Annotated in this window: 16 protein-coding genes; 6 read left to right on the top strand and 10 right to left on the bottom strand. The window is 53.9% G+C overall.

Translation table 11 applies throughout. From position 1 onward, the window contains the following. Positions 1-148 precede the first annotated feature (148 nt). On the top strand, positions 149-2,404 hold the full coding sequence (locus tag GO984_RS03840; RefSeq protein WP_157021265.1) for a methyl-accepting chemotaxis protein: 2,256 nt from the start codon (positions 149-151) through the stop codon (positions 2,402-2,404). 141 nt (positions 2,405-2,545) lie between these two features. Then, positions 2,546-3,373 carry a DUF2189 domain-containing protein gene (locus GO984_RS03835; RefSeq protein ID WP_157021264.1) on the top strand — a complete coding sequence of 276 codons (828 nt, stop codon included), beginning with the start codon at positions 2,546-2,548 and terminating at the stop codon, positions 3,371-3,373. Here GO984_RS03835 and GO984_RS03830 read toward each other — a convergent pair. The 6 genes from GO984_RS03830 to GO984_RS03805 form a co-directional block, all read right to left on the bottom strand. Beyond that, complete coding sequence (locus GO984_RS03830) at positions 3,363-3,692, bottom strand: cytochrome C oxidase subunit IV family protein (RefSeq protein WP_157021263.1); 330 nt, start codon at positions 3,690-3,692, stop codon at positions 3,363-3,365. The two genes, GO984_RS03835 and GO984_RS03830, sit on opposite strands and share 11 nt — an antisense overlap. A gap of 9 nt (positions 3,693-3,701) precedes the next feature. Beyond that, a complete protein-coding gene (locus GO984_RS03825; protein ID WP_157021262.1) occupies positions 3,702-4,418 on the bottom strand; it encodes a heme-copper oxidase subunit III family protein in 717 nt (238 codons plus the stop codon). A gap of 13 nt (positions 4,419-4,431) precedes the next feature. Further along, positions 4,432-5,118, bottom strand: coding sequence for a cytochrome c oxidase subunit 3 (locus GO984_RS03820; RefSeq protein ID WP_157021261.1), 687 nt, complete (start codon positions 5,116-5,118; stop codon positions 4,432-4,434). Next, positions 5,115-6,890 carry a cbb3-type cytochrome c oxidase subunit I gene (locus GO984_RS03815; RefSeq protein WP_157021260.1) on the bottom strand — a complete coding sequence of 592 codons (1,776 nt, stop codon included), beginning with the start codon at positions 6,888-6,890 and terminating at the stop codon, positions 5,115-5,117. Before GO984_RS03815 ends, GO984_RS03820 begins: the two co-directional genes overlap by 4 nt. Positions 6,891-6,956: 66 nt before the next feature. Next, complete coding sequence (locus GO984_RS03810) at positions 6,957-7,796, bottom strand: cytochrome c oxidase subunit II (protein ID WP_157021259.1); 840 nt, start codon at positions 7,794-7,796, stop codon at positions 6,957-6,959. 154 nt (positions 7,797-7,950) lie between these two features. Continuing rightward, positions 7,951-9,738, bottom strand: a complete 1,788-nt coding sequence (locus GO984_RS03805; RefSeq protein WP_157021258.1) for an adenylate/guanylate cyclase domain-containing protein — start codon at positions 9,736-9,738, stop codon at positions 7,951-7,953. A 659-nt stretch (positions 9,739-10,397) separates the two neighbouring features. On the opposite strand from GO984_RS03805, the gene GO984_RS03800 reads away from it, so the two are divergent. Next, positions 10,398-11,111 (top strand): trypsin-like serine peptidase, encoded by a 714-nt coding sequence (locus GO984_RS03800; protein ID WP_157021828.1) that lies wholly within the window; start codon positions 10,398-10,400, stop codon positions 11,109-11,111. Between the two features lie 77 nt (positions 11,112-11,188). Here the strand turns inward: GO984_RS03800 and GO984_RS03795 are convergent, their stop codons facing one another. The 4 genes from GO984_RS03795 to GO984_RS03780 all read right to left on the bottom strand — a co-directional run bounded on the left by GO984_RS03795 (position 11,189) and on the right by GO984_RS03780 (position 18,878). Next, on the bottom strand, positions 11,189-12,358 hold the full coding sequence (locus GO984_RS03795) for an HlyD family type I secretion periplasmic adaptor subunit (RefSeq protein ID WP_157021257.1): 1,170 nt from the start codon (positions 12,356-12,358) through the stop codon (positions 11,189-11,191). Further along, the gene (locus GO984_RS03790; protein WP_425339639.1) at positions 12,355-14,589 is read right to left on the bottom strand and encodes an ATP-binding cassette domain-containing protein; all 2,235 of its coding nucleotides are present in this window, start codon (positions 14,587-14,589) and stop codon (positions 12,355-12,357) included. The genes GO984_RS03795 and GO984_RS03790 overlap by 4 nt, the downstream gene beginning before the upstream one ends. Before the next feature lie 92 nt (positions 14,590-14,681). After that, complete coding sequence (locus tag GO984_RS03785; protein WP_157021256.1) at positions 14,682-15,980, bottom strand: TolC family protein; 1,299 nt, start codon at positions 15,978-15,980, stop codon at positions 14,682-14,684. Between the two features lie 75 nt (positions 15,981-16,055). After that, positions 16,056-18,878, bottom strand: a complete 2,823-nt coding sequence (locus GO984_RS03780) for an Ig-like domain-containing protein (RefSeq protein ID WP_157021255.1) — start codon at positions 18,876-18,878, stop codon at positions 16,056-16,058. Positions 18,879-19,609: 731 nt separating this feature from the next. Here GO984_RS03780 and GO984_RS03775 point away from each other — a divergent pair. Genes GO984_RS03775 through GO984_RS03765 form a run of 3 tightly spaced genes read left to right on the top strand, consistent with a single transcriptional unit; the run spans position 19,610 to position 24,392 of the window. Then, positions 19,610-21,544 carry a PrkA family serine protein kinase gene (locus GO984_RS03775; RefSeq protein ID WP_138161565.1) on the top strand — a complete coding sequence of 645 codons (1,935 nt, stop codon included), beginning with the start codon at positions 19,610-19,612 and terminating at the stop codon, positions 21,542-21,544. Continuing rightward, entirely contained in the window at positions 21,545-22,882 is a 1,338-nt protein-coding gene (locus tag GO984_RS03770; protein WP_157021254.1) for a YeaH/YhbH family protein, read from the top strand. Further along, complete coding sequence (locus tag GO984_RS03765) at positions 22,869-24,392, top strand: SpoVR family protein (protein ID WP_157021253.1); 1,524 nt, start codon at positions 22,869-22,871, stop codon at positions 24,390-24,392. The genes GO984_RS03770 and GO984_RS03765 overlap by 14 nt, the downstream gene beginning before the upstream one ends. Positions 24,393-24,405: the final 13 nt, after the last annotated feature.

Genomic DNA, 24,405 nt, shown 5'->3' with positions numbered 1-24,405 from the left:
TCTGTTTCGAGGTTTGGCTGTCGTCAATTTCGCCAATTCTGAATTTCCGAAATTTTTATCATTAAAGAAATGGCAGGGTTCTTGAGCGTACCGATTGTGTGACTCTCACATCCGTTGGTGCGGGGGAAATTTTTAGGAGACATTACGAATGCTCAAGGCCCCCAAGTTGTCGCTTACACTTAAGCTGCCGTTGATCATGGTTGCCTTGACCGCAACCTTTTTGGTTACTGTATCATTCCTAGTTTACAGAATGGCCGAGCAGAACATTCGGCAGAATGCGTATTTGTCTCATGAAACGGCAACCAATGCAGGCCAACAGGCGTTGAGTACACTGATAGATGCGGTGCGCCGCGACTTGGTGATGAATGCGGATCAGCCGACGACGTTCCGGGCCATCAGCAATTTTGACCGTGTCTACAAAATGATCGAAGAAGAGCCTGTCGGGTATTTGACGCGTACGTATATCACCAACAATCCAAACGCTGAGGACCAACGGGCCGAGTTGGTCGATCCGGGTGACGGGGAATATTATAGCCAGGCACACAACAGCTATCACCCAACCTTTCTGCGCTCGCTACGTTTGAACGGGTATGAGGATATCTACCTGCTGAACACCGAGGGCCGCCTGTTGTATACGGTGAACAAACGGGATGACTTTGCGCAGGATTTCTCAACTGGACCAAACGCAGAATCTGGTCTGGGTCAGGTGTTCCAAGCGACCCTTCTGGCAGCACCAGGGGATATCATCACGTCTGATTTCGCTGCGTATGATGTGACTGGTGGGGCACCGGGGGCATTCTTAGCCATACAAATCTTGAGCAAAAAGAAAGTTGTTGTTGGTGTCTTGGCTGTTCAGCTGTCCAGTGAGCGAGTTGTTAATGCACTGGCTGGGAACCTAGAAAGCGAAGTTCATCAAAACATCTTTTTGATCAGTGAAGATGGGTTGGCGCGTAGTCCTTCGATTACTGAAGGCCTGTTTAATGTATCAGACCCCCTCCCTGAAGCTGCGCATATACAAGCTGCCATCGCTCGGGAGGAGGCACTTTTTGAGAGTGTGACCGGAGCCAATGGGCAAGAAGCGATTGCCTTGGTTAAGCCGTTGGACATTCCTGGCTACTCTTGGTCACTGGTAATGGAAACAGATCGAAGTGCCGCCTTTGCTGTGGTGCGAGAAATGCGCTTAGTCGCCATCGGCATGATTGCCGCCGCAGTTGTCATTGCCACAATCGTATCTTGGGTTGCCGCAAGCCGGGTTACAAAACCGATCCAGGGTCTTCGCGGCGTTACCAATGCTTTGGCCGAAGGGGACTATGAAATCGAAATATCCGGACGGGAACGGGGCGATGAGCTTGGCGATCTGTCGCGCAGTATGGCGGATTTTCGCGACCGGTTGAAACAAGCCGACATAGCATCAGAACGCGAAGCCGCGGCCGCCAGAAAAACTGCATATGTTGTTGAGACGATGAGTGGAGCCCTGTCGGAGTTGGAGCGCGGCAATCTGGCCTGCGATATCGAGACCCCGTTTGTGTCGAATTATGAAACCCTGAGAGAAAACTTTAACCACAGTCTGGTCAACCTACGTGAGTCGATGTCGAGCGTTGTGAACGCCTCTCAAAACGTTGACAGCTATTCGGCGGAACAGCGATCTGCTGCGACGGATATGGCGCACCGCACCGAAAGCGCAGCTGTCACATTGGAAGAAACGGCAAATGCGATCCATGATCTTTCTGATGGGGTCAAGGCTACAGCCGATCGTGCCACACGAGTGGATGAGACCATGCAAAGTGCGCGTGCAGAAGCCGAAAAGAGCAATGTGGTGGTGACTTCGGCGGTTGAAGCGATGGACAAAATTCAGGACGCATCCAATGAGATTTCAAAAATCATCAGTATGATCGATGACATCGCTTTCCAGACCAATCTGTTGGCCCTGAACGCGGGTGTAGAAGCGGCCCGGGCCGGGAGTGCCGGCAGTGGTTTTGCGGTGGTGGCGTCCGAAGTACGGGCACTGGCGTTGCGCGCTTCGACGGCAGCGGGTCAGATCAAGGAACTGACAAATGCCAGCGAGGAACATGTCTCGCATGGGGTCGAGATGGTTGGTCGTGCCGGAGAGGCTTTGTCTAGCATCATCACTCAGGTGACCTCCGTTTCGGATCTGGTTACCGAAATTTCGGATGGTGTCCGGTCGCAATCCACGGGGCTAGAGAACATCAACGGTGCGATGCAGCAGTTGGATGCTGTGACACAGCAAAACACTGCTATGGCTGAAGAGGCCTCTGCCTCGAGCCAGATGCTTCAGCGGGAGGCGCAGAACTTGTCGGGCATCGTGACCAGGTTCGAGATGGGCGACGAGGGTGCTGTACCAGATCCATTTGTAGAGCCAGAGCATTCCTTGCGCCGGGCCTGACTTTAGGTGAACTGAAAACAGCAACAGATAAGATGACCCAACAGGCTCGCAATTTGCGGGCCTGTTGTTTGACTCCGTCCCCATGTGGCCCAGTTGAATTTGTCAGGAGGGTTGTTTCTGCCCGACCTGACAGGAGGCCAGATGACACTCTCTCAACCCACCGACGCAATGCACCGCAAAGGTACCATAATTTCTGTGTGCAGGATTGGGCTGCATGACATCCCAGAGGTGCTGAGCTGTGGATTGCAGGACTTCCTCGAGAAGCCCTCGCATTACTTTTTTGCTCTGTTGATCTACCCGGTGATTGGGTTGGCTTTGTTTCTCTGGGCATCACAAGGAAACGCATGGCATTTGATCTATCCGCTGTTGGCTGGGTTTGCCTTGCTTGGGCCGGTTGCAGCATTGGGCCTGTACGAAATCAGCCGTCGCCGAGAGTTGGGGTTGGAAATCGAGTGGCAACATTGGTTCAGCGCCCTGCGCTCGCCTGCGTTTCCAACCATTGGAATGCTGGCACTATGGCTGCTGGTGCTATTCTTTGCTTGGTTGCTGACAGCTGAATGGTTGTATCTATCGCTGTTTGGAAGCAGCAGCGCCCCTTCTGGACCACTGGCATTGCTGGCCGACGTAATAGGGACGGGCAGGGGTTGGCGTTTGCTGATCCTCGGTCATTTGATTGGGTTTTGTTTTGCGCTTACTGCGTTGGGGACAACTGTCGTCGCATTCCCGCTGCTGCTGGATCAACATGTGAGCCTTAGAACTGCGGTTGCTGTGTCGCTTCTGGCTACATTGAAGAACCCGTTGCCTGTGCTTGGCTGGGGAGTTTGCGTTGCGCTGATCCTGATACTGGGTAGCCTGCCGGCACTGGCAGGGTTGATTGTGGCCCTACCTGTTTTGGGGCACACGACCTGGCACCTATACCGCCGTTTGGTTCGGATAGACGGATCTGTAGCCATAGATCCTAAGGGCTGAATTCCTCCATCCGGGTCAGCGCCGTGTAGTCGGATTCAAACATCATGATCACCATGAACATCAAAATAGCGATCGGTGGCAGCACAACGGCATAGCTCAGCGCCAAGCGTTCCCAAGCCATGTGCATGAACACGGCCACGATCAGCCCGGCTTTTAGCATCATGAAGATCAGGATTAAGCTCCAGCGTAATAACCCCTGCAGCTGCACATAATCGACAAAGTAAGATCCCGCGCTCAGGACAAACAGCAAGATCCAACACGCGAAATAGAGCTTCAGCGGATGTTGTTGATGTTCTTCATGATCCTCGGATTGCGACATGTCGACCCCCTACCACAGATAGAAAAATGCAAAGATGAACACCCAGACCAGATCAACAAAGTGCCAGTACAGGCCCATGATCTCGACCGCTTCGTAGTCGCCCTTGCCGCTGCACATCCAGGTGCGCTCATCACGGTCAAATTCACCTTTCCAGACTTTGCGTGCTACAATCAGCAAGAAGATCACCCCAATCGAAACGTGGGTGCCGTGAAAGCCGGTGATCATGAAAAAGCTGGCGCCAAACTGTTCTGCACCAAAGGGATTACCCCAGGGCCGCACGCCTTCATGGATCAGTTTTGACCACTCAAACACCTGCATGCCAACAAAACCCGCCCCCAGTGCGGCGGTCAGAACCATCAGCAATGCGGTGGGTTTACGCGCGCGACTGTAGGCGCAGTTCACTGCCATCGCCATGGTGCCTGACGATGTGATCAGCACAAAGGTCATGATAGCAATCAGGATCAAGGGCAGTTCCACCCCTCCGATATGCAGGGCAAAGACCTCGCTGGCGTTGGGCCATTCTGTCACGGTTGAACTGCGTGCAATCATATAGGCGACCAGAAAACAGCCAAAAACAAAGGTATCGCTCAGCAGAAAAATCCACATCATCGCTTTGCCCCAGGACACTTTTTTGAACGCCCGCTGATCCGAGCTCCAGTCCTCAACAAACCCCTGCAGTCCCGGTGTTGGCGGGTTTGAGGGTGGTTTCAGGGGTGCCTCCTGCATCAGGATCTCCTCCTCAGGTCAAAACGCTGCGGCACAGCGCCAGAAATTCATTTCCAAGCCCCAACAACAGGGCCAAAAGCAGCAGCCAGATCACCAGCAACCCATGCCAGTACAAGGCGCATAAGCCGATGGGGGCTTCGCCGTCCGTGCGCTCGTCGGTTGGGGACAGCCTTAGCCAGACCCAGGCCAAGGCAACCAGCCCGCCCAGTATATGCAGTCCGTGTAACCCAGTGATCAGATAGAAAAAACTGGCAGCGGGCGCGCCGGACAATTCATAGCCGTTCTGGGTCAGCGTGGTCCAAATCTGTAGCTGCCCCAGTAGGAACCCGACTGCTGTCACACTGCCAACGACCAACCAGATCTGTCTGCCTTGGCCCTCGTCGCGGGATGCAAAATGCAGGGCCAAGCTGCTCAGCACCAGCAGGCCGGTGTTGAGCCAAATCAGATCGGGCAGCGGGGCCAATTGCCAGGGAGTCTCGTCGATCTGCATGACAAAGGCGCTGCCAAGCATGGCAAACAATCCGCCGATCACCGCCAGTAACACCGCAGTCCCCAGCCGATACGGCGGCGGATGCGATGGATCGGTTTGTGGCACTGGACCAACGGATTCCAGCCAGGGTTTTGACATCAATCCCTGTCGTGACAGCCACCACCCGGCAATCCCGGCAATCGTCGCCAAAAAGGTCAGGATGACCGTCATAGCGGCCCCGCCGCCGGGGTTTTAGGTCCGGGATCGGTCTGAACGATGTAATCCTCGGGCGCGCCGGGCAGGCTATAATCATAAGCCCAGCGATAGACCAGCGGCAGATCGTCGCCCCAGTTGCCATGTTCTGGCGGCACCACAGGGGTTAGCCATTCCAGTGTCGTTGCTTTCCAGGGATTGGACCCTGCCACGCGACCATGGCGGCTGCTCCAGTACAGGTTGAACAGGAACACCATCTGCGCTGCGCCAACCGTCAGTGCCGCCACAGTGATAAAGGCGTTCAGGCCTTCAACTGGTGTGGTCATAAAGGCAGGCTCGCCAATCTCGTAATACCGCCGCGGCACACCAACCAGCCCAACGTAGTGCATCGGGAAGAAGATGGCATAGGCCCCAATAAAGGTGATCCAGAAATGGAAATGCCCCATGGCCTGGTTCAACATCCGACCGGTCATCAACGGGTACCAATGATAGATCGCGCCCAGGATCACCATGATCGGCGCGACCCCCATCACCATATGGAAATGCGCCACCACAAACATGGTGTCCGACAGCGGCACATCTACAACCACATTGCCCAGGAACAGACCCGTCAGCCCGCCGTTGACAAAGGTGACAATGAACCCCAGCGCAAAGAGCATGGGTAGGGTCAGGTGGATGTCGCCCTTCCACAGGGTCAGCACCCAGTTATAGACTTTGATCGCCGTTGGTACCGCAATGATCAGCGTGGTGGTGGCAAAGAAGAACCCAAAATAGGGGTGCATGCCGCTGACATACATATGGTGTGCCCAAACGATAAAGCTGAGCGCGCCAATACCGACGATGGCCCAGACCATCATGCGGTAGCCAAAGACATTTTTACGCGCATGCACCGCAAGCAGATCCGACACAATGCCAAAGGCGGGCAGGGCAACGATATAAACCTCGGGGTGGCCAAAAAACCAGAACAAGTGCTGGAATGCGATGGGACTGCCGCCGCCGTAGCTCAGCGTCTCACCCAGCTCGACCAGGGCGGGCATAAAGAACGAGGTGCCCAGCAGTCGGTCAAACAACATCATGATGGCAGCGACCAGTAGGGCGGGAAAGGCCAGCAAGGCCATCACCGTTGCGGTGAAAATACCCCAGACGGTCAGCGGCAACCGCATCATGGTCATGCCACGGGTGCGGGCCTGCAGCACCGTGACCACATAGTTCAACCCGCCCATGGTAAAACCGATGATGAACAGGATCAGCGACACCAGCATCAGGATAATCCCGGACTGCGCGCCGCCCGGCGTGCCGGACAGGATCGCTTGTGGCGGGTACAGTGTCCAGCCTGCGCCGGTTGGACCACCTGGGGCAAAGAAGCTGGCGACCAGCACCAGCACCGCCAGCAGATAGATCCAGAAGCTCAGCATATTGACGAAGGGAAACACCATGTCGCGGGCGCCTACCATCAATGGGATCAGGTAATTGCCAAACCCGCCCAGAAACACCGCAGTTAGCAGGTATACCACCATGATCATGCCGTGCATGGTGATGAACTGGTAATAGGCATCCGGGGTGATGAAGTCGAAAATGCCGGGAAACCCAAGTTGCAATCGCATCAGCCAGCTTAACACCAGCCCAACCAGCCCAATGGCGATTGCAGTGCCGGAATATTGGATGGCGATGTATTTGGCATCCTGCGAGAAGACATAGTGGCTCCACCAACTGTGCGCGTGGGGCGGCATAACATCCGCAACCTCGGCCGGCGGCAGTTGAGGGTCCGTGTCATGGGGCAGGTCGGCCATTCTGTTCCTCCTGTGTGTCCTCACCTGCGGCGGTGATGGTTCTATGTCCTTATCTGCCCCGCGACTTTAGGGCTGGCTGTTCTGTGCAATTTGGGTGTCCTGTTCGGGTTCTGTGGCTGCAGCATAATCAGCGAAGGTGTCCTGTTCCGTTAGCCACTCCTGATAGTCCTCGGGGCTCACCACATAGACGTCGCCACGCATAAACCCATGAGCGGTGCCGCAGAACTCGGCACATAAGACCTCGAACTCTCCGATCCGGGTGGGTGTGAACCAATAAAAGGTGACCATGCCGGGAACCATGTCCATTTTGGCGCGGAACTCGGGCACGTAGTAATTGTGAAGCACGTCAATCGACCGCAGCAGCATCTTCACCGGCTGTCCCTTGGGCAGATACAGTTCTCCGCCTTCGATGATCACGTCATCCTTGCCAAAGCGATCAAAGGGATTGATGCCCAGCGGGTTTTCGTCACTGATATGTTCCACCGCCGAGGTGCCAAGTCGGCCATCCTCTCCGGGAAGCCGATAGTTCCAGCTCCATTGTTGGGCTACGACCTCAACCTCGGTGGCGTTGTCCGGTACGGTGACAAATTGCTTCCACACGAATAGTCCTGGCACCAACAGGGCTGCGACACCGATGGCGGTGATGACGGTCAGCCAGACTTCTAGCCGCTTGTTCTCGGGATCGAATATTGCCTTGTGACCTTCGCGATGGCGAAAGGCAAAGACACAGTAGGCCAAAAACAGCACTACCATTACAAAGACGATGCCGGTGATCCAAAAGGTGACGACCAGAGTGGTATCGATATAGCCCCAATTTGATGCAATGGGGGTCCACCACCACGGGCTGAGCATGTGAAAGGCTACCGAACCCACAACTATAAGAACCAGAACAATCGCAATGACCATATCGGAAATATCCCGCCTGTCCGCGTCGACTGGTGGCGATTGAAACGCCTAGGCAATCGACAATTGGAGATAAGGATAGGAGGGGAGGATGCGAAATCCAGTTTTGCCCAATTAATTTATCGTATAAATTCCGATCTTTGCCGCGCGGGCCGGGTCATGTGGGCTGGAGCTGATCACTGTTTTGGCTCGTAGTGCATTCCTTCCAACCTGCCTTTTGCAAGCCCGTACATATGTGCTCTAGGTCGGCCTCATCTTGGTAATGCAGGGTGGCCTGCAGCTCTTCCATGCCGAAGTTTGGATCTAGCTCTAGCAACTGCTCAAGTTGTGTTGCTGCTGATTGCGGATCGCTTAACCAACCATGGCAGGCAGCCACAAAAGCATGCTGTGCGGCATCCAGGGTGGGTAGATGGTCAAAAGCGGCAAGCGCCGCGCGATAGTCTTTGTTAGTGAAATGCGCTTTGCCCAGATGGCTCCAGAACCGTAGGGGATGATGTGGATTTAAGCGCATGGCTTTGGTGATCCATTCCACCCCTTTGGCGGCGCTTCCGGTCCAAGTATACAGCTCACCCATCTGCACGACCACCAGATCATAATTTGGATTCAGCTCCAATGCCCGCTCTTGATGGTACAGGGACCGGGTGAACTTGTGATGCATGATGTCGATTGCCGCCAGTACGCGGTGAATGTCTGCATCGTTGTCGTCGAATTGGGCTGCGCGTTGACTGGACTCTTGCACCAAGGCAAAGGTCGCGTCTTTGTCCTCGCACCATCCATAGCCCCAGCCTTGTGCCAGAATGCAGGCGCGCCAGACATGGGCATGGGCATATTCTGGATCCAGTGCAATGGCGCGGTTGACCAGATCAAGTGCCTTGGCGTTGTCCTCCTGACAGCTGCGGTGGTGCAGGACTTTGGCCATCAACATGCACTCATAGGCCGCGAGGCTCCCTGGTTTTTTGCGCGCGGCCTGATCCTGCTGCAAGGCTTCGATCCGACCTGGGAGTGTTGCCACAATGGCTGCGGTGATTTCGTCCTGAATGGCAAAAATGTCATCAAGGGTCCGGTCGTATTTCTCGGCCCAGATATGGGCGTCATTTGCAGTGTCTATCAACTGCACTGTCACCCGTAGCCGCTGGCCAGACTTGCGAACACTGCCCTCAACCAAATACTGCGCGCCCAGCTTCTCGCCCACATCGCGCAGGTTCACTGCCTGACCTTTGTAGACAAAGGTCGAATTGCGAGAGATTACAAACAGTTCATGTCGGCGGCTCAGTTCAGTCAGGATATCTTCGGTCAAACCATCAACAAAGAACTCTTGTTCAGGATCTCCGCTTAGATTGTCAAAGGGCAACACCGCAATTGTTGGTTTGATAGCACTACTGGTGGCGATTGGCTGTGGCTCCTCATGGAGAGGGTCACTAGCTTGCTGGATGTCGAGTTTGACCTGATAAGCTTGGACCGGACGCTTCATGTTTTTCAGGTGTTGCTCACCAAGATCTTGAAAGAAAACCCCAAGTCGGCCCGACACTTGATCGTGCACTGCGCCAGATACACAGACCTGACCTGTCCCGGCCAGTTGTTCCAGGCGGGCGGCAATGTTTACGCCGTCGCCAAAAATATCACCCTCTTCGAAAACAATATCACCCAGATTGATACCGATACGAAATTCAATGCGTTGGTCCTGCGCCACATCCCGATTTCGACGCTTCATGATGGTTTGAATTTTGACGGCACATTGCACCGCATCAACGACACTGGAGAACTCAACCAGCATACCGTCCCCGGTAGTTTTGATGATGTGACCACGGTTTTCGAGGATGGTTGGGTCGACCAGTTCCAGCCTATGGGTGCGCAGTCGGGCAATGGTACCCGCTTCATCGGCCTGCATAAGGCGGCTATAACCAACCATATCGGCAGCAAGAACGGCGGCAAGTCGTTGTGTCATGCGCATCTCCCAGACCAAGAGCATAGCCGAAAACGGACCGGTTTTCCATTGTTTGAAATTGTGCCCAGGCCGCGACTGTCGGAGAAACAAAATGGTGCGGGGTTTGGGCTTGAACAGGGAAATTCCCAATTCGACCTGAAAACAGAAGGGTTGCACCATCTATAGCTCTGCTAATGCAACATTTTGCGGCCTCATGAATGAGCACATCTTGGGCTGAGCCCTGTTGTGTTTGTTCTCATCCTAAAAGGCCGCGTGTGCCTCATTAACAGATTGGGGCCTTCGTTAAGGTTTTTGAACTCCGATTTTGGACCAAATCTTGGCTCAATAAGGGAGATGCTGCCCAAATTTACGGTGAAGCAGAGGATTCGAATCGCCAAATTGTTACCAAGACCGTGCCAAACCCTAACAATCGGGGGTGGTGGCTTAAGAAATAAACTCATGTTTTATTAGTAATTTAGAAAAAAAGTTAACGAATGTTACCGAAACCCTGTGTAATTCCCATGTTTTACTGGCATGTTGGGAAACAATAACCTGGGGGGTTAGTAAATTGTTAAGACTGTCACAATCTGTCCATGAATTAGTCCATGCTTTGCAACATTGGGCCTCATTCCAGCCGCACGCCTGAATGACGATGACGACGTGGGAATTTGGAGTGGATGATGAGACTATTTTTTGGAGTGGTCGCGGTTTGCCTTATGTGGGCATTGCCGCAAGGCGCGACGGCGGGTGATCCGTCTGTAAGCGTCAGATCCGTACCGGGATGGGAGGCCGTAGGTCGGCTGAACATTGCTGGGCGAAGTATGTGTACCGGTGCATTGATTGCGCCGAACCTTGTGCTGACAGCGGCGCATTGCGTTTATGATCAGCATTCTGGCCGGGCAATCAAACCAACGTCGATCAGATTTGAGGCGGGCCTAAATGGTCGAAGGATAAAAGCTGCTAGAACGGTTACCAAGGTTGCTGTGCACCCTAAGTATCAGTTTCGGCGCCAAGGGCAGTCGCAGATTGGGCATGATATCGCCGTCCTTCGACTGGACCGGCCAATAAGTGGAAGTGAAATCCAGCCTTTTGCCATGGCTGCTGCTCCTCAGAGGGGCGATGCGGTGGGGGTGCTGTCCTATACCCACCTGCAAGCTACCAAACCGAGCCTGGAACAGCCCTGCCATGTGCTTGCACGCCAGAGTGAGACCTTGGTTATGTCTTGCCGGGTTGAATTTGGAGCCTCCGGTGCGCCGGTGCTAGCGGTGACACCTGGACAGGCACCAAGGGTCGTCTCGGTTGTGTCAGCCAAGGCGGCGATGGGGAACAGACGAGTGTCTATTGGGACGACACTTGACCAAGCTGTACAGCTGCTGATCCGCCGGGCGGGCTAACCCACCGGGCAACGTTGTCGATCTGCGCTAACACCAACAGCGGCTTGTATCCTGGGGGATGCAAGCCGTTGGTGCTTTTAGGGTTCCCGAAATGCCTCGCGGGATTTGTAAAGCGGTTTGAGCAGGTATTGCAGGATGGTCTTTGAACCGGTTTGAAGTTCGGCCGTCGCTCGCATGCCCGGGCGGATCTCGATGTCTTGCTGTCTCTCGGTCAAACCTGATCTATCAACCCTGACAGTCACGCGGTAATAGGGCGGAGCTCGAGGGTTGCGTTCATCTTCAAACGTATCAGCCGATACAAAATCCACTTTGCCTTTGAGGGTGCCGTAGATTGTGTAGTCATAGGCCGACAGTTTTATCGTCGCGTCCTGACCGGGTTCGACACTAGCGATGTTCTCCGGCTTTACGCGCGCTTCGACAAACAGCTCTTCGCCCATTGGAATGATTTCCAGAATTTCTTCGCCCGGGCGAATGACACCGCCAATCGTTGTGATAGCAAGACTGTTAACGATGCCAGCCATAGGTGAGGTAATCACAGTCCGGTTTAGTTGATCCTGTGCCAGCCGCAGGTCCTGCCTGCGCGAGGTCAGATCCTGCAGTGTTTGTGAATACTCCTCGGCTAATTCCAAGCCAGCCTGAGTTCCGATTTCGTTGTACTTCAGACGCGCGTCGCTGACAGCTTGTTTGGCTTTGTTCACTTCGATCAGGGCGACGATCTTCTTCTTGTATAGCTGTTCCATATTGGTCAGCTCGTCTTGCAACTGATCCATAATCTCGCGGGCGCCATCGCGGCGGCCTGCAAAATTGGTTTGGCGTGCGTTTAGCAATGCCCGTTCCGATGACAGTGTCTGGGCGGATCGTTTCGCCAGTTCTTCGGGGACCATAAAATCATATGCGCCCTCCATCTCGGCCTCGAGGCGCAGGCGACGGATTTCAAGTGCGTCGATCTGGTCTTGCAGGTCGTCTTTCGCGGCCCGAAACTTGGTATCTTGTAGCTTGGCGAGGACCTGACCGGCTGCCACTGTATCGCCCTGATGAACATTAAGCTCGGCGAGGATACCACCTTCAAGGTTTTGTACAATCTGAGCACGCGACGAAGAGACAACTTCGCCATCAGCGCGTACAATCTCATCAACCCAGGCAATTGCGGCCCACACCAGAAAGAGAACCAGAGCGAGCCCGACAAGATAGATGATCCGGCTGGCACCGCGCGTCGATGCGGCTAGATCCTCTTCGGCTTCGCTCATTTACCTTCCCCGGCAGCCAGATGAGCCAGGACCTGATCACGCGGTCCATCCACAACCATGCGGCCCGCTTGCAGGATCAAGGTCCGGTTGGTCAGTGACAGGATTGGCATCCGGTGGGTGGCAATCACGGCTGTGCGACCCTGTAGCCATGTCTCGAGCCGACTGACCAAAGTGCGTTCAAGCGTTTGATCCAACGCGGCGGTGGGTTCGTCCAGGAGCACAACGGATGGGTCTTGCAGCCACAGCCGCGCCCAGCCGATGGATTGCCGTTGCCCTATAGACAGCCCTTCGCCGCCATCACTGATCTGCAGGTCAAGCCCTTTGTGGTGGCCGCGCACATAGGCCCCAAGGCCGGCAAACTCCAGCGCGTGTAGCAGTCGCTCGTCGTTGCGTTCCAGCTGGTTTAAATTCAAGTTGTCACGTAGCGAGCCAGTGAACAGCCGAACTTCTTGGCTGAGATACCCGACATTTCGGCGCAAATCGCGGGGGTCGATCTGGGCCATGTCGGTGCCATCTATCATCACTCGACCTCGATCGGGGCTATACAGGCCCGAGAGTACCTTTAGCAGTGTTGACTTACCTGAGCCATTGGCCCCCAGCACCGCGATGCGCTGGCCTGGGGTAATAGCGATGCCAGCGACATCCAAAGTTGGAGCGCCATCCTCTTCATAACGGTATTCAACTTCGCGCAGATCAAACCGCCCCTGCAGCGTCTGGCGGCGCAAATAGGACCGATTTGCCTCTTTTTCCTGCGGTGCCAGCGCAATGGCGTCTAATGCCTCGAGTGCAGCTTTGACATTGGTCCAGCGGGCCATTGTACCAGCAAATTGGGTCAGCGGAGCCAGGGTGCGGCTGGTCAAGATCCCGGTGGCGATTATGGTTCCTACTGTGAACTCACCGGCAAACACCATGAATGTGCCAAGCACCACCGCCGCAACATAAGTAACCTGCTGAATGCCCTGCGACCAATACGTCAGGGCACTAGACAGGCGACGCTGTTCAGTTGAGGACTGCGATGACAGTGCATTCAGCTCATCCCAGATCCGCAACATACGCTCTTCACCGCGTTGCGTTTTCAGGGTGTCCAGTTCGCTCACCACCTCGTGCAGCAGACGTCCGGCTTTGGCATTTGCACCCTGGGTTTGGCGGGTTAAGGCAATCATGCGTTTCTGCATGAAATAGGCGGGTAACAGCATCAGTATGCCGCCCAATACAATGACCCAGACAATCGGCCCGGCAATTGAAGCGACAAGCAGCAAGAATACGGCAACAAAAGGCACGTCAGCCAGGGTGGCGATGGTGGAGGACGTAAAGAACTCGCGCACCGAGCCAAAATCCCGCATCGCGGCAAACAAACCCGAAGGCGGGAGCGGCTTTTTATCCGAACGCATCCCGATGAGACGCTGCATCAGGTTGCGTTGCACCGACAATTCGATCTGTCGACCAGCCGCGTCTGTCAATCGCGCGCGTGCCAGCTTCAACATCGCCTCTAGACCGATGGCGAGAAGTGCACCCATCGCTAGGACCCACAATGTCGCCTGAGACTGGTGCGGGATCACCCGGTCATAGACCTGCAAGGAGAATAAGGCGACAGAGACCGCCAACAGGTTGGACACTAGTGATCCCAGCATGATTTCACCGACTTGGCGGCGATATTTTGGGAACTCGCCCCAGAACCAGTGATCATTGGCCAGTTTGGGCGTATGGCGTGCTGCCATTTGCTTCAGCGAGGCGCGCCCGGTTAGTGTGGTTCCGCTAAAAACCGGCGCAAATTCACTCACTGGAACTTCAGCGCGGTTGTCCGGGCAGGTGGTGTCAAAGATAGAGAGAGTGTCACCGTTCTGCGACAACACCAAAACACATTGACCTCCGCGCATCATTGTCAGCGCCGGCCATGTCTCAGGACGAACCTGGGCATTGTGGCTGATCTTGGGAAGAATGCCTGTGGTTTCCAGGGCATCGGCCAGCAGATCAAGAGTGACTTCTTCGCCGGGGCTGTGCGTCCACAGATATTCGCTCAAATCGCTGACAGGCACCTCGGTGCCTTTCAGGCCCGCAAAGGTAGAAATAAGAGTGGCGCGGTGTTCGATGCGGGCAGCTGTGCCCTCGATCAGGGCGTTGACTTCCTGACTGTCACTATTGTTGTAAACCGGGGCAGGGGGCTGCACTGAGACCTGCGACTGTGGATTGGCAATAGCTTGGTCAGATGCTGGTGGTTTGGAGTGGCCCATTGTCAGGGTCACCGCCTTGGTCATCTTCACAACACCTGCGCTGTTGCTTCTGGCCTTGCTTTTGGCAGGCGGTTTTTGATCCTCAAACTGGGTCAAATTGCATCTCCGTCCGCCAAAATGCCAAGATCCCGGGCAAGTGCCAGTTGGATCAGCACGACTTCGTATTTGGCATCGATATGGGCATGTTCGCGCTGTACCCATTCTTCATAAATTGAGACCACATCCAGAACAGAGCGCTGTCCAGCATCAAACTGTGCTTGGAACAGCTGATAAGTCTCGCGGCTGGTGCGGGCTAGGGAGGCGGCCTCGGCTTCTTGCCGACGGTATGACGCCAGTCTCTGGGTCTGGCGGCTATAGTTGCGGCGTGCGTCTTCTTCCGCCTCTGCGACCTGCCTTTGGGCAGTTTCACGAGCCGATTCAATGGCTTTCAGAAGGGCCGGAGTGCCAAAACCAAGTGGCGTCGGCATATCCAGTGTCAGTCCCGCACCAGAACCGTCAGAGGTGACACTTCCCGCAGCCGCCACCTGAGGCAGCAGCCCGGAGCGCTCAACTTTGGTTTGGGCGACCGCACGGGTCGCTTCTGCGCTGGCCTTTAGAACAGTCAAGAAATGAGAGCCTTCGGCGGGTGTGCCCAGCGATAAATGGGTGGGTGCGATGTCGAACTCTTGTCCGGTCAGCGCCTTGAGCTCGGCGCGTGAAGTCGTTGCCGCGTCATTTGCTGTTGCACGCGCTGATCGGATGCCATCTATTTTGCTTTGAACCACCCTTAGGTCTGCGCCGTCTGATACGCCGCCTTCGACACGGCCACGGACGACCCGTTCAAACTCTTGCATTCTGCCCAAGGCACGACTGCCCAAAGCTGCTTTCTCGTCACCACGTAGGGCTGATACATAAAGCGCTACTGCGGTTTCAACCCTATTGTTCATGTCGATTGACAGGTTTACGGCCGCGACTTCAACGTCTGCGGCTGCAAATTCACGTTCGGCCTTACGGCGTCCGTTGTCGAACAATACCTGTTCAATCAGAATCCCAGCCACCAGGTCTCCCAGATCGGTCAGACTGACTGAGGGGCCAAGGGTAGGAAGCCAGTTTTTCAAGCTGGCTTCAGCCCGGAGTTTTGCGCTTGTCAGTTCTGCTTCGGATGATCGCGCTGACGCGTCAAGTGCCGCAGTGCCGACGGTATCATAAGAACTTCCTTCTTCCAGCAAGGAACGGCGCTCTAGCAAGGTGGCGATCACCTCGGAGCTTTGATCCCCTTCCGGTTGGGAAAAGTTGCTTTGTTGGGATGTGTCAGTGTCAGTGGCCGAGTTGTTCAAGAACGGCAATGTGTCTGCACAAGCAGACAGGCTGCATAGCAGTGCAATCGCGCTGATACGTCGTCCCAAGTGCATTGTGCCCTCTTGCCCGTTTGTTTTCGGGTTTTTTGTTGGACCCGGCTGCCTGCAATGGGCCGCCGGGTCGGATGATCAGATGATCACGTTGATGTCGTCTTCGATCACCAAAGTCGCGCCGTCACTGCCGATGGTGTAGACATCGTAGACTTGACCATTGTGCACCTGTGTCGCGCCAGTGGCGACCGCCCCAGACACATTGACAGTATCGTCAGTGCCGCCGTGGATTGTCACGGTATCAGAGTTGTTGGACAGAGCTCTGATATCAGCTTCGGTCAGGGTGAGGTTTACGTTCTCGGCATAATCGAGGTTCACAGTATCGACGTTGAATTGCGACAGACCAGTGTGGTCGGTTGATCCGACCTCTGTTGCGTTGTCTTCGAGCACCAATAGGGTGCTCGCGCTGTTGCCCACAGCGTCTGCGCCCGAGATCACCAGATGTGTCCCATCTGAGACAGCTGTGCCAAAGGTGAATTCGGTTTCTGACGGAAGAAGTGGATCCTGCGTTGCGGCTGGGACGCCGACAACGCCTCCGGCTTCCAGACTATGTACAGTGTAAGTGTCGCCAATGCCCTCGGTGCTGATGCGGCGAACATCGCCACTGCCGTTGAACGTCACAGTTGTCACCTCTGGGTTGTCGACAAACGTGTCAACTGTCAAAGGTGCTGTAGACGTCCGAGAGTTTCCGGCCAAATCTGTGGAGGTCACACTAACTGTTGTGCTGTATTCGCCCGTTGCAATCGCGCCGGATTCAAACAAGGCAGACCAGTTTCCTGAGGCATCCACTGTTGCGGTACGATTGACCCCACCAACCGTTACGATAACCGTGGCTCCAGGTTCGGCAACGCCTGTCAACGTGACACCGGCCTGTGCTTCGGCCAGACTTACGATGTTGTCTCCGCCAGCTTGGTTGCCGTCGATACTGACAAAAGTGCTTGTGTCAATCGCAACGTTTCCAGTTGCAGTCGCGGTATTGCCAGCCAGATCGGTTGAAACTGCAGAGATTGTAGCATTGTAGTCGCCAGATGGGATTTCAGCACTGGAAAATGCTGAGGACCAATTGCCACTGGCATCAGCAGTCACCGTGTGGCTGACCGCGCCCAAGGTTACAATCACAGAGGAACCCGCCTCGGCGGTTCCTGTCAGGGTCACACCGCTGCTACGCTCGGAACCATTAATGATGTTGTCACCAGCAACAGCAGCATCGAGTGTGACACTTGTTTCGGTATCTACTGCAACATTATGCGTGGTAGTCGAACTGTTGCCAGCTGCATCTGTGGTGACGACAGAGACAACACTGCCGTAGGTGCCTGCAGCAACGCTGGATGCCGCATAATTGACTGACCAGCTCCCGTTGGCTGCAACTGTCGTAGACTGTGTTACACCTTGGAATGTCACATCAATCGACGCTCCAGGCTCGCCGGCGCCAGTTAGCAGGACTCCGTTCGAGGCTTCGGCTGCATTGATGACATCGTTGCCTTCGACGGTATTCACAGTTGCGGTCGGAGCGACTGTATCAACGGCTACTGATCCTGTGGTGGTCGCTGTGTTGCCAGCCAGGTCGGTCGAAACAGCGGTTAAAGTGGACGTATATGTCCCGGTTGGAATCTCGGCACTGGAATATGTCGAGGACCAGTTGCCGCTTGCGTCTGTGGTAACCGTATGGGTCACCGACCCTAGGGTGACAACTACAGTTGAGCCCGCTTCGGCGGTGCCTGTCACTGTCACGCCACTGCTATGTTCAGCTGCGTTTATGACGTTGTCGCCAGCCAATAGTGAATCTATGGAAATGCTGGTTGTGGTGTCGACTGTGACTGTGTGTGTCGAAGTCGAGCTGTTCCCGGCCGCATCTGTCGACACTACAGTTATGGTGCTGTCGTAGGTGCCCGCAGTGATGGTTGACGCTGCATAACTGGCAGACCAGCTGCCGTCGCTGGCAACAGTGGTCGTCTGGGTTTCACCTTGGAACGTGACCTCGATCGAGGCACCAGCTTCACCTGTGCCCGTCAGTACAACACCATCAGAGGCTTCTACGGCGTTGATAACATCGTCACCTTCAACTGTGTCGGTTGAGGCCGTCGGGGCAATGGTGTCGACTTCCAGTACATCAGTCGTGGTGGTGCTGTTGCCGCTCGCGTCAGTTGTAACAATGGTAATGTTGGTGTCATATTCACCAGTTGAGATCTCGCTGGTGTCAAAGCTAACCGACCAGCTACCATCGTTAGCGACCGTTGTGGTTCGTGTGGTGCCGTTAATTTCCAATGAAACCGTTGCGCCGGGCTCGCCCGTGCCGGTGATCGTCGGATTGTTGGTATGGTCGTCGGCATTGACAACATGACCAGTGGATTGAGTGCCCGCAGTGATGTCAACTGTAGGTGGCGTCGTATCAGTTGATCCTCCGCCGCCGCCTCCTCCGCCGCCTAGAACAGCTGCGCCACCAACCACTGCGGCTCCGGCTGCGACGCCGCCACCGAGAAAGGGCGCGGCAATCAGAGGGGCAACAACAGGTTCGATGCGATCAACGTCAAGGAACACCATCTCGTCGTAGGCGCTCCATTTTCCGGTCAGATCCAGCGACTCATAAGATGCAAACAGCATCCCCTCGGCGCGATCCTCCAGAACCACTTCGATAAATTCACCTTCCTGGCTTAAGAACAAGTTCTTGCCGCCAGTTGCCGATGTGTTGAAGTAACCGTCCAGAACAAGGCTTTCACCGTTGGCCAGCGTGATGTGCAGATCTTGTCCGCGACGCGCATAGCTTTCAACATCCGAAGGGGCAAGATTCAGGGATATGTCTTTTGACAAACCTGTATCAATGGTGGAGGGAGTGCCTTCGGCGAAATTGCCGTGCTGTTTCGTGCCCGTCATATCACGGACGATGTATCCGACAGTGCTCATAGTTTTACCGCTCGCTAATTTACCTGTTATCCGTAGCTTAGCTACGCAGGTGCCTGATTGTATTGTCGCTCATCGACCGTCTTTTGCGGCCTATTTTGGTGTATCATGCGACAATTTTAAGTCATTTGTCTATAGTTTGAATGGATATTCCTACCCGGAATTAGGCCAGGTAGTGTCTTGTTTGCCTCATCTTCATTGATCTTTGTCGAATGTGTAACTCGTTTGCTTCACAAGTTACCAAATGGTTAACGGTCTCGTCAATTAAGGGCAAATTGTGCCGAGTTTGGGGCTGCTACATGTTTGCGCGGCTCTGAAACTGTGCAGTGTATGTGGATTGGGCGCTGGAATTGGGCCAGTTAGCCTTCGGCCAAAGATGCAGACCGGCCAATAAATGCTGGTTGTTCTCGATGCCGCGCCAGCAATGCTCTCTGTATAGTGAACAATCGTTCTATTAAAACTTTATGGCAATTAAGCAAAACTACACCAGTTTTAGTTAATATGGTCTTCGTAATTGGAGCATGGTTACAGGCAATATCGTGATGACGAAAACCGAATTCGCACGCTGAACACTGCCATTTTGCGCAACCTTAGGTTCGTCGATTGCCGACACCGGCACTGAATAGTTTCAGACTATAGAACAACTTGGACAGTTTTGCCCTAGCTGGGTGCAATTGTTCGAGAAGGGGGTTTCAACCCATACGGGCGGTCGCAATCTAGGAGGCTAGTATCAAATGAAAGACCTTGCCGAACTTTTTGCCGAGCAGTACGGCGAAACACGTGAACAGGAAATGTCACTGCAGGACTATTTGAACGGGTGCCGCGATGACCCTGGCTTATATGCCAGTGTTGCGGAACGGATGTTGAAAGCTATTGGCCAGGAAGAGCTGGTGGATACATCCAAAGACGCACGGTTGGGTCCGATTTTTCAAAACCGCACTATCAAGCGCTATGCCGCATTCAAAGATTTCTATGGCATGGATGATACCATAGAACGCATCGTGGGCTTTTTTCGCTACGCAGCCCAGGGTTTGGAAGAGCGTAAGCAGATATTGTATCTTCTAGGACCGGTTGGAGGTGGCAAATCCTCTCTGGCGGAACGTCTGAAGCGTCTGGTTGAAGATGAGCCTATTTATGTCCTAAAGGCTGGCGATAAAATTTCGCCGATTTTTGAATCACCACTGGGGCTGTTTGACCCGGTTCGTATGGGCAAAATACTGGAGCAGGAATATGGTGTTGCCCTGCACAGGCTTCCTGGGTTGATGTCACCCTGGGCGGTGCAGCGACTGGATGAATTTGATGGTGATATCAACCGGTTCTCGGTGGTGCGCCTACATCCCTCGCGGCTGCGTCGGATTTGTGTCGCCAAAGTCGAGCCCGGTGATGAGAACAATCAGGATATTTCGACCTTGGTTGGGAAGGTCGACATTCGCATGCTGGAACACTTTAGCCAGGATAACCCGGACGCCTATAGTTTTTCGGGTGGGCTAAACCGGTCGACGCAGGGGGTGATGGAATTTGTCGAAATGTTCAAAGCTCCGATCAAGATGTTGCATCCATTGCTGACCGCCACCCAAGAAGGCAACTATATGGGCACCGAGAGCTTTGGTGCCATCCCCTTTAACGGATTGGTGTTAGCGCACTCAAATGAAAGTGAATGGCAGAACTTTAAGAACAACAAAAACAACGAGGCCTTTATTGACCGTGTAAGTATCGTCAAAGTGCCCTATTGCCTGCGCGTTACGGAAGAAGCGAAAATATACGCAAAACTCTTGGACAACAGTGAGCTGAAAGTTGCGCCCTGTGCCCCGGAGACGTTGAAAATTCTCAGCCGCTTCTCAGTCTTGTCCCGTTTGAAGCCACATGAAAATTCCAATCTTTATTCTAAGATGAGGGTCTACGATGGCGAAAGCCTGAAAGATACAGACCCCAAAGCCAAGACAGTGCAGGAGTATCAAGATCGGGCTGGCGTTGATGAGGGCATGACAGGGGTTTCTACCCGATTTGCATTTAAGGTCCTGAGCTCGGTGTTTAATTTTGACACTGAAGAGCTGGCTGCGGATCCAGTGCATCTGATGTTTGTTCTGGAACAGATGATCAAGCGTGAGCAGTTCCCGCAAGAGACCGAGACGCTGTATCTGGAGTTCATCAAGACTGAGCTGGCTCCTCGCTATGAAGAGTTCATCGGTAACGAGATCCAAAAAGCCTATCTGGAGAGCTATTCCGAATACGGGCAGAACGTGTTTGATCGCTACATTTCATATGCGGATGCCTGGATTGAAGAGCAGGACTATAAGGATCCAGATACAGGCCAGTTGTATGATCGTGATGTTTTGGACAGTGAGCTTAGCAAGATCGAGAAACCCGTGGGTATCGCCAATCCTAAGGATTTCCGGAACGAAGTGGTCAAGTTTGCACTGCGTCATCGCGCGAACAGTGGCAGTAACCCGGCATGGAACTCTTATGAAAAGCTAAGAGACGTAATTGAACGCCACATGTTCTCACAGGTCGAAGAACTGCTACCGGTGATCAGTTTTGGCAGCAAAAAAGACAGTAAAACTGAGGGCAAGCATCTTGAGTTTGTCGATCGTATGCGAAGCCATGGTTACACCGACCGTCAAGTTCGGCGGCTGGTTGAATGGTACATGCGGGTGAACAAGGCGGGCTAGATGCATCACTTCATTGACAGGCGCCGCAACCCAAAGGGTAAAAGTCTTGGCAACCGGCAACGGTTCCTACGCCGGGCACGCGACAACATCAAAGAGCGCGTTGACCGATCTGTGCGCGGCAAAACTTTGCAGCAGGACAGTGGTGATCCGAATGAGGGTGAAAAAGTCACTATCCCTGCCAAAGGGTTAAAGGAGCCGCGCCTGGCCCACTCTGCCACAGGTGGTCTGCGTCACCATGTGTTGCCGGGCAACAAGGAATTTGTGGTTGGTGACACCATCCCGCGACCTCAAGGTGGGGCGGGGCAGGGCGGGAGTAAGGCGTCCGAAGATGGCGAGGGGGAGGATGAATTCTCCTTTACCCTGTCGCAGGACGAATACCTGGAGATCCTGTTCGATGGGCTGGAACTTCCGGATCTGGTTGAAAAGAACACCTTTGAAACGCTTACTGTTGGTACACGCCGCGCTGGGCTGACCACGGCCGGATCCCCTAATAACCTGAATTTAGTTCGCACCATGCGCAATTCTCTGGGGCGCCGTATCGCCTTGCAGCGGCCAACCATGGCGGCCCAGAAACAGATAGAAAGCCAGATAGAAGAACTGGAGATGAAAGAGCCTTTGACGGCCAAGCAGCAGAAACTGTTGCAAGAGTTGCAGGCGCGTCTGGAAGGCATCGAACGTAAACGCCGCGTGGTTGGATACATCGATCCGTTGGATTTACGATTTGATACCTATGTTCCTGAAAAGATCCGTAACTCCAAGGCTGTTGTATTCTGCCTGATGGATGTTTCCGGCTCTATGCAAGAGCGTGAAAAAGACCTGGCGAAGCGGTTTTTCCTGCTGCTGCATCTGTTTCTTACACGAGGCTATGAGCAGACTGAGATTGTGTTTATTCGCCACACCCATCACGCTCAGGAAGTAGACGAAGAGGCGTTCTTCTATGCCCGCGAAACCGGAGGGACTATTGTTTCAACAGCGTTGGAGAAAATGAAAGAGGTTATTGCAGACCGCTATCCGACAGATGAGTGGAACATCTATGGTGCCCAGGCGTCAGACGGGGAAAACTTTGGCAATGACTCGCAGCGGTGCAAGACTCTGCTGTTACAGGACCTGCTGCCGGTTTGTCAGTTTTATGCTTATGTCGAAATCGTCGATGAAGACGCCGACATGCTGTTAAGCAATGCAGAAGCTGGTGAAGATCTTTGGCAGGCCTACAGACAGGTGAAAAGCAAAGTTCAGCATTTTGAAATGCAGAGGGTCTCGCTGCCCTCTCATATCTATCCAATATTCCGGGAGTTCTTTTTACCCAAAATAAAAGGGGCGCAGCATGCAGGCAGCTGAAACCACCAACAAGGTGTTGTTTGACGGGCCAGAATGGACATTTGAACTGATGGAGAAGGCGCGCGACGCGATTGAGGACATCGCGCTGAACGATCTGGGACTGGAAATTTATCCAAACCAGATAGAGATCATTTCGTCCGAGCAAATGCTGGATGCCTACTCCTGCGCGGGGCTGCCACTGATGTATCAACACTGGTCATTCGGCAAACATTTTGTCCGCGATGATACGTTGTATAGGACGGGTCGACAGGGACTGGCTTATGAGATCGTCATAAACTCAAACCCCTGCATCAGTTACAACATGGAAGAAAATACCATGGCGATGCAGACGCTGGTGATGGCACATGCGGCTTTTGGGCATAACCATTTCTTTAAGAACAACTATCTGTTTCTGCAATGGACCGATGCGGCCGGGATCCATGACTACTTGGCTTTTGCAAAAAACTACATTTCTGCATGCGAAGAGCGTTACGGACTGGACGCAGTTGAAGAGATTTTGGATGCCGCCCATGCGATGCAAGCACAAGGGGTGTTTCGGTATGGACGCCCACCGCAGCCCACCGCTGCGGAGAGGCAGGCGATGCAGCGGGTACGTGATGGGTATGAAAGTAGCCAGAGCTTGCTGGATTTGTGGACAGACAGCACAATGCGTCATGAGGACGAGGACGGCGAGGATGAAGACCCACAGATCAGTGCCCGACAAAAAGAGCTGAACTTGCCGCAGGAAAACATTCTGTACTTCCTTGAGAAAAACAGCCCGATCCTACGGTCGTGGCAGCGCGAAATTCTGCGCATTGTACGTTGCCTAGCGCAGTACCTGTACCCGCAAAAACAGACCAAGGTGATGAATGAAGGTTGCGCGACTTTTGTGCATTACTACATCATCAATAAGCTTCATGAGCGGGGTCAGCTGACGCAGGGTGCATATATGGAAATGATGCACAGTCATACCAATGTTGTGCTGCAACCGGAGTATGACGATCCAAGATATGGGGGCATCAATCCCTACGCGCTGGGCTTTGCAATGATGGTGGATATCAGACGGATATGCCAATCACCAACCGATGAAGATCGCGAATGGTTCTCCGATTTTGCGGGAGACCCTGACTGGAGGGGGGTGCTGCGGCATGCCTGGGCAAATTACAGGGATGAGAGTTTTATTCAGCAATTCCTGTCTCCGCACCTCATCCGCAAATTCAAACTCTTCACCCTTACCAATGACGCCAAACATCCCAGTCTACTGGTCAGCCAGATACATAATCGGGCGGGCTATCGGGATATTCGCCGTGATTTAGCCCAATCCTATAACCTGGCCCATCTGGAACCGGATATTCAGGTAACCGATGTGGACTTGCGTGGTGACAGAGAGTTGAAGCTGACGCATTTGGTGCGCAATGGCATTCAGTTGGATACTGTTAATTGTGAAGAGGTGCTGAAACATGCACGTAAGCTATGGGGCTACGGGGTCAAAATGACAGCCACGAACGAAGGTGACGGCCAAAATGTTTGATCGCGTAACTCGT

This window comes from Parasedimentitalea huanghaiensis (assembly GCF_009753675.1).
Lineage (GTDB): Bacteria > Pseudomonadota > Alphaproteobacteria > Rhodobacterales > Rhodobacteraceae > Parasedimentitalea > Parasedimentitalea huanghaiensis.
Note: the sequence above shows the minus strand (reverse complement) of the source record. Positions and strands in the feature narration are given on the sequence as shown.

What these genes read in the sequence shown, in the direction of transcription:
- GO984_RS03775 (WP_138161565.1), top strand. Translation starts at nt 19,610, where the DNA reads ATGAAAGACCTTGCCGAACTTTTTGCCGAGCAGTACGGCGAAACACGT.
- GO984_RS03825 (WP_157021262.1), bottom strand. Translation starts at nt 4,418, where the DNA reads ATGCAGGAGGCACCCCTGAAACCACCCTCAAACCCGCCAACACCGGGA.
- GO984_RS03790 (WP_425339639.1), bottom strand. Translation starts at nt 14,589, where the DNA reads ATGGGCCACTCCAAACCACCAGCATCTGACCAAGCTATTGCCAATCCA.
- GO984_RS03835 (WP_157021264.1), top strand. Translation starts at nt 2,546, where the DNA reads ATGACACTCTCTCAACCCACCGACGCAATGCACCGCAAAGGTACCATA.
- GO984_RS03805 (WP_157021258.1), bottom strand. Translation starts at nt 9,738, where the DNA reads ATGACACAACGACTTGCCGCCGTTCTTGCTGCCGATATGGTTGGTTAT.
- GO984_RS03780 (WP_157021255.1), bottom strand. Translation starts at nt 18,878, where the DNA reads ATGAGCACTGTCGGATACATCGTCCGTGATATGACGGGCACGAAACAG.
- GO984_RS03795 (WP_157021257.1), bottom strand. Translation starts at nt 12,358, where the DNA reads ATGAGCGAAGCCGAAGAGGATCTAGCCGCATCGACGCGCGGTGCCAGC.
- GO984_RS03800 (WP_157021828.1), top strand. Translation starts at nt 10,398, where the DNA reads ATGAGACTATTTTTTGGAGTGGTCGCGGTTTGCCTTATGTGGGCATTG.
- GO984_RS03770 (WP_157021254.1), top strand. Translation starts at nt 21,545, where the DNA reads ATGCATCACTTCATTGACAGGCGCCGCAACCCAAAGGGTAAAAGTCTT.
- GO984_RS03815 (WP_157021260.1), bottom strand. Translation starts at nt 6,890, where the DNA reads ATGGCCGACCTGCCCCATGACACGGACCCTCAACTGCCGCCGGCCGAG.
- GO984_RS03810 (WP_157021259.1), bottom strand. Translation starts at nt 7,796, where the DNA reads ATGGTCATTGCGATTGTTCTGGTTCTTATAGTTGTGGGTTCGGTAGCC.
- GO984_RS03820 (WP_157021261.1), bottom strand. Translation starts at nt 5,118, where the DNA reads ATGACGGTCATCCTGACCTTTTTGGCGACGATTGCCGGGATTGCCGGG.
- GO984_RS03830 (WP_157021263.1), bottom strand. Translation starts at nt 3,692, where the DNA reads ATGTCGCAATCCGAGGATCATGAAGAACATCAACAACATCCGCTGAAG.
- GO984_RS03765 (WP_157021253.1), top strand. Translation starts at nt 22,869, where the DNA reads ATGCAGGCAGCTGAAACCACCAACAAGGTGTTGTTTGACGGGCCAGAA.
- GO984_RS03840 (WP_157021265.1), top strand. Translation starts at nt 149, where the DNA reads ATGCTCAAGGCCCCCAAGTTGTCGCTTACACTTAAGCTGCCGTTGATC.
- GO984_RS03785 (WP_157021256.1), bottom strand. Translation starts at nt 15,980, where the DNA reads ATGCACTTGGGACGACGTATCAGCGCGATTGCACTGCTATGCAGCCTG.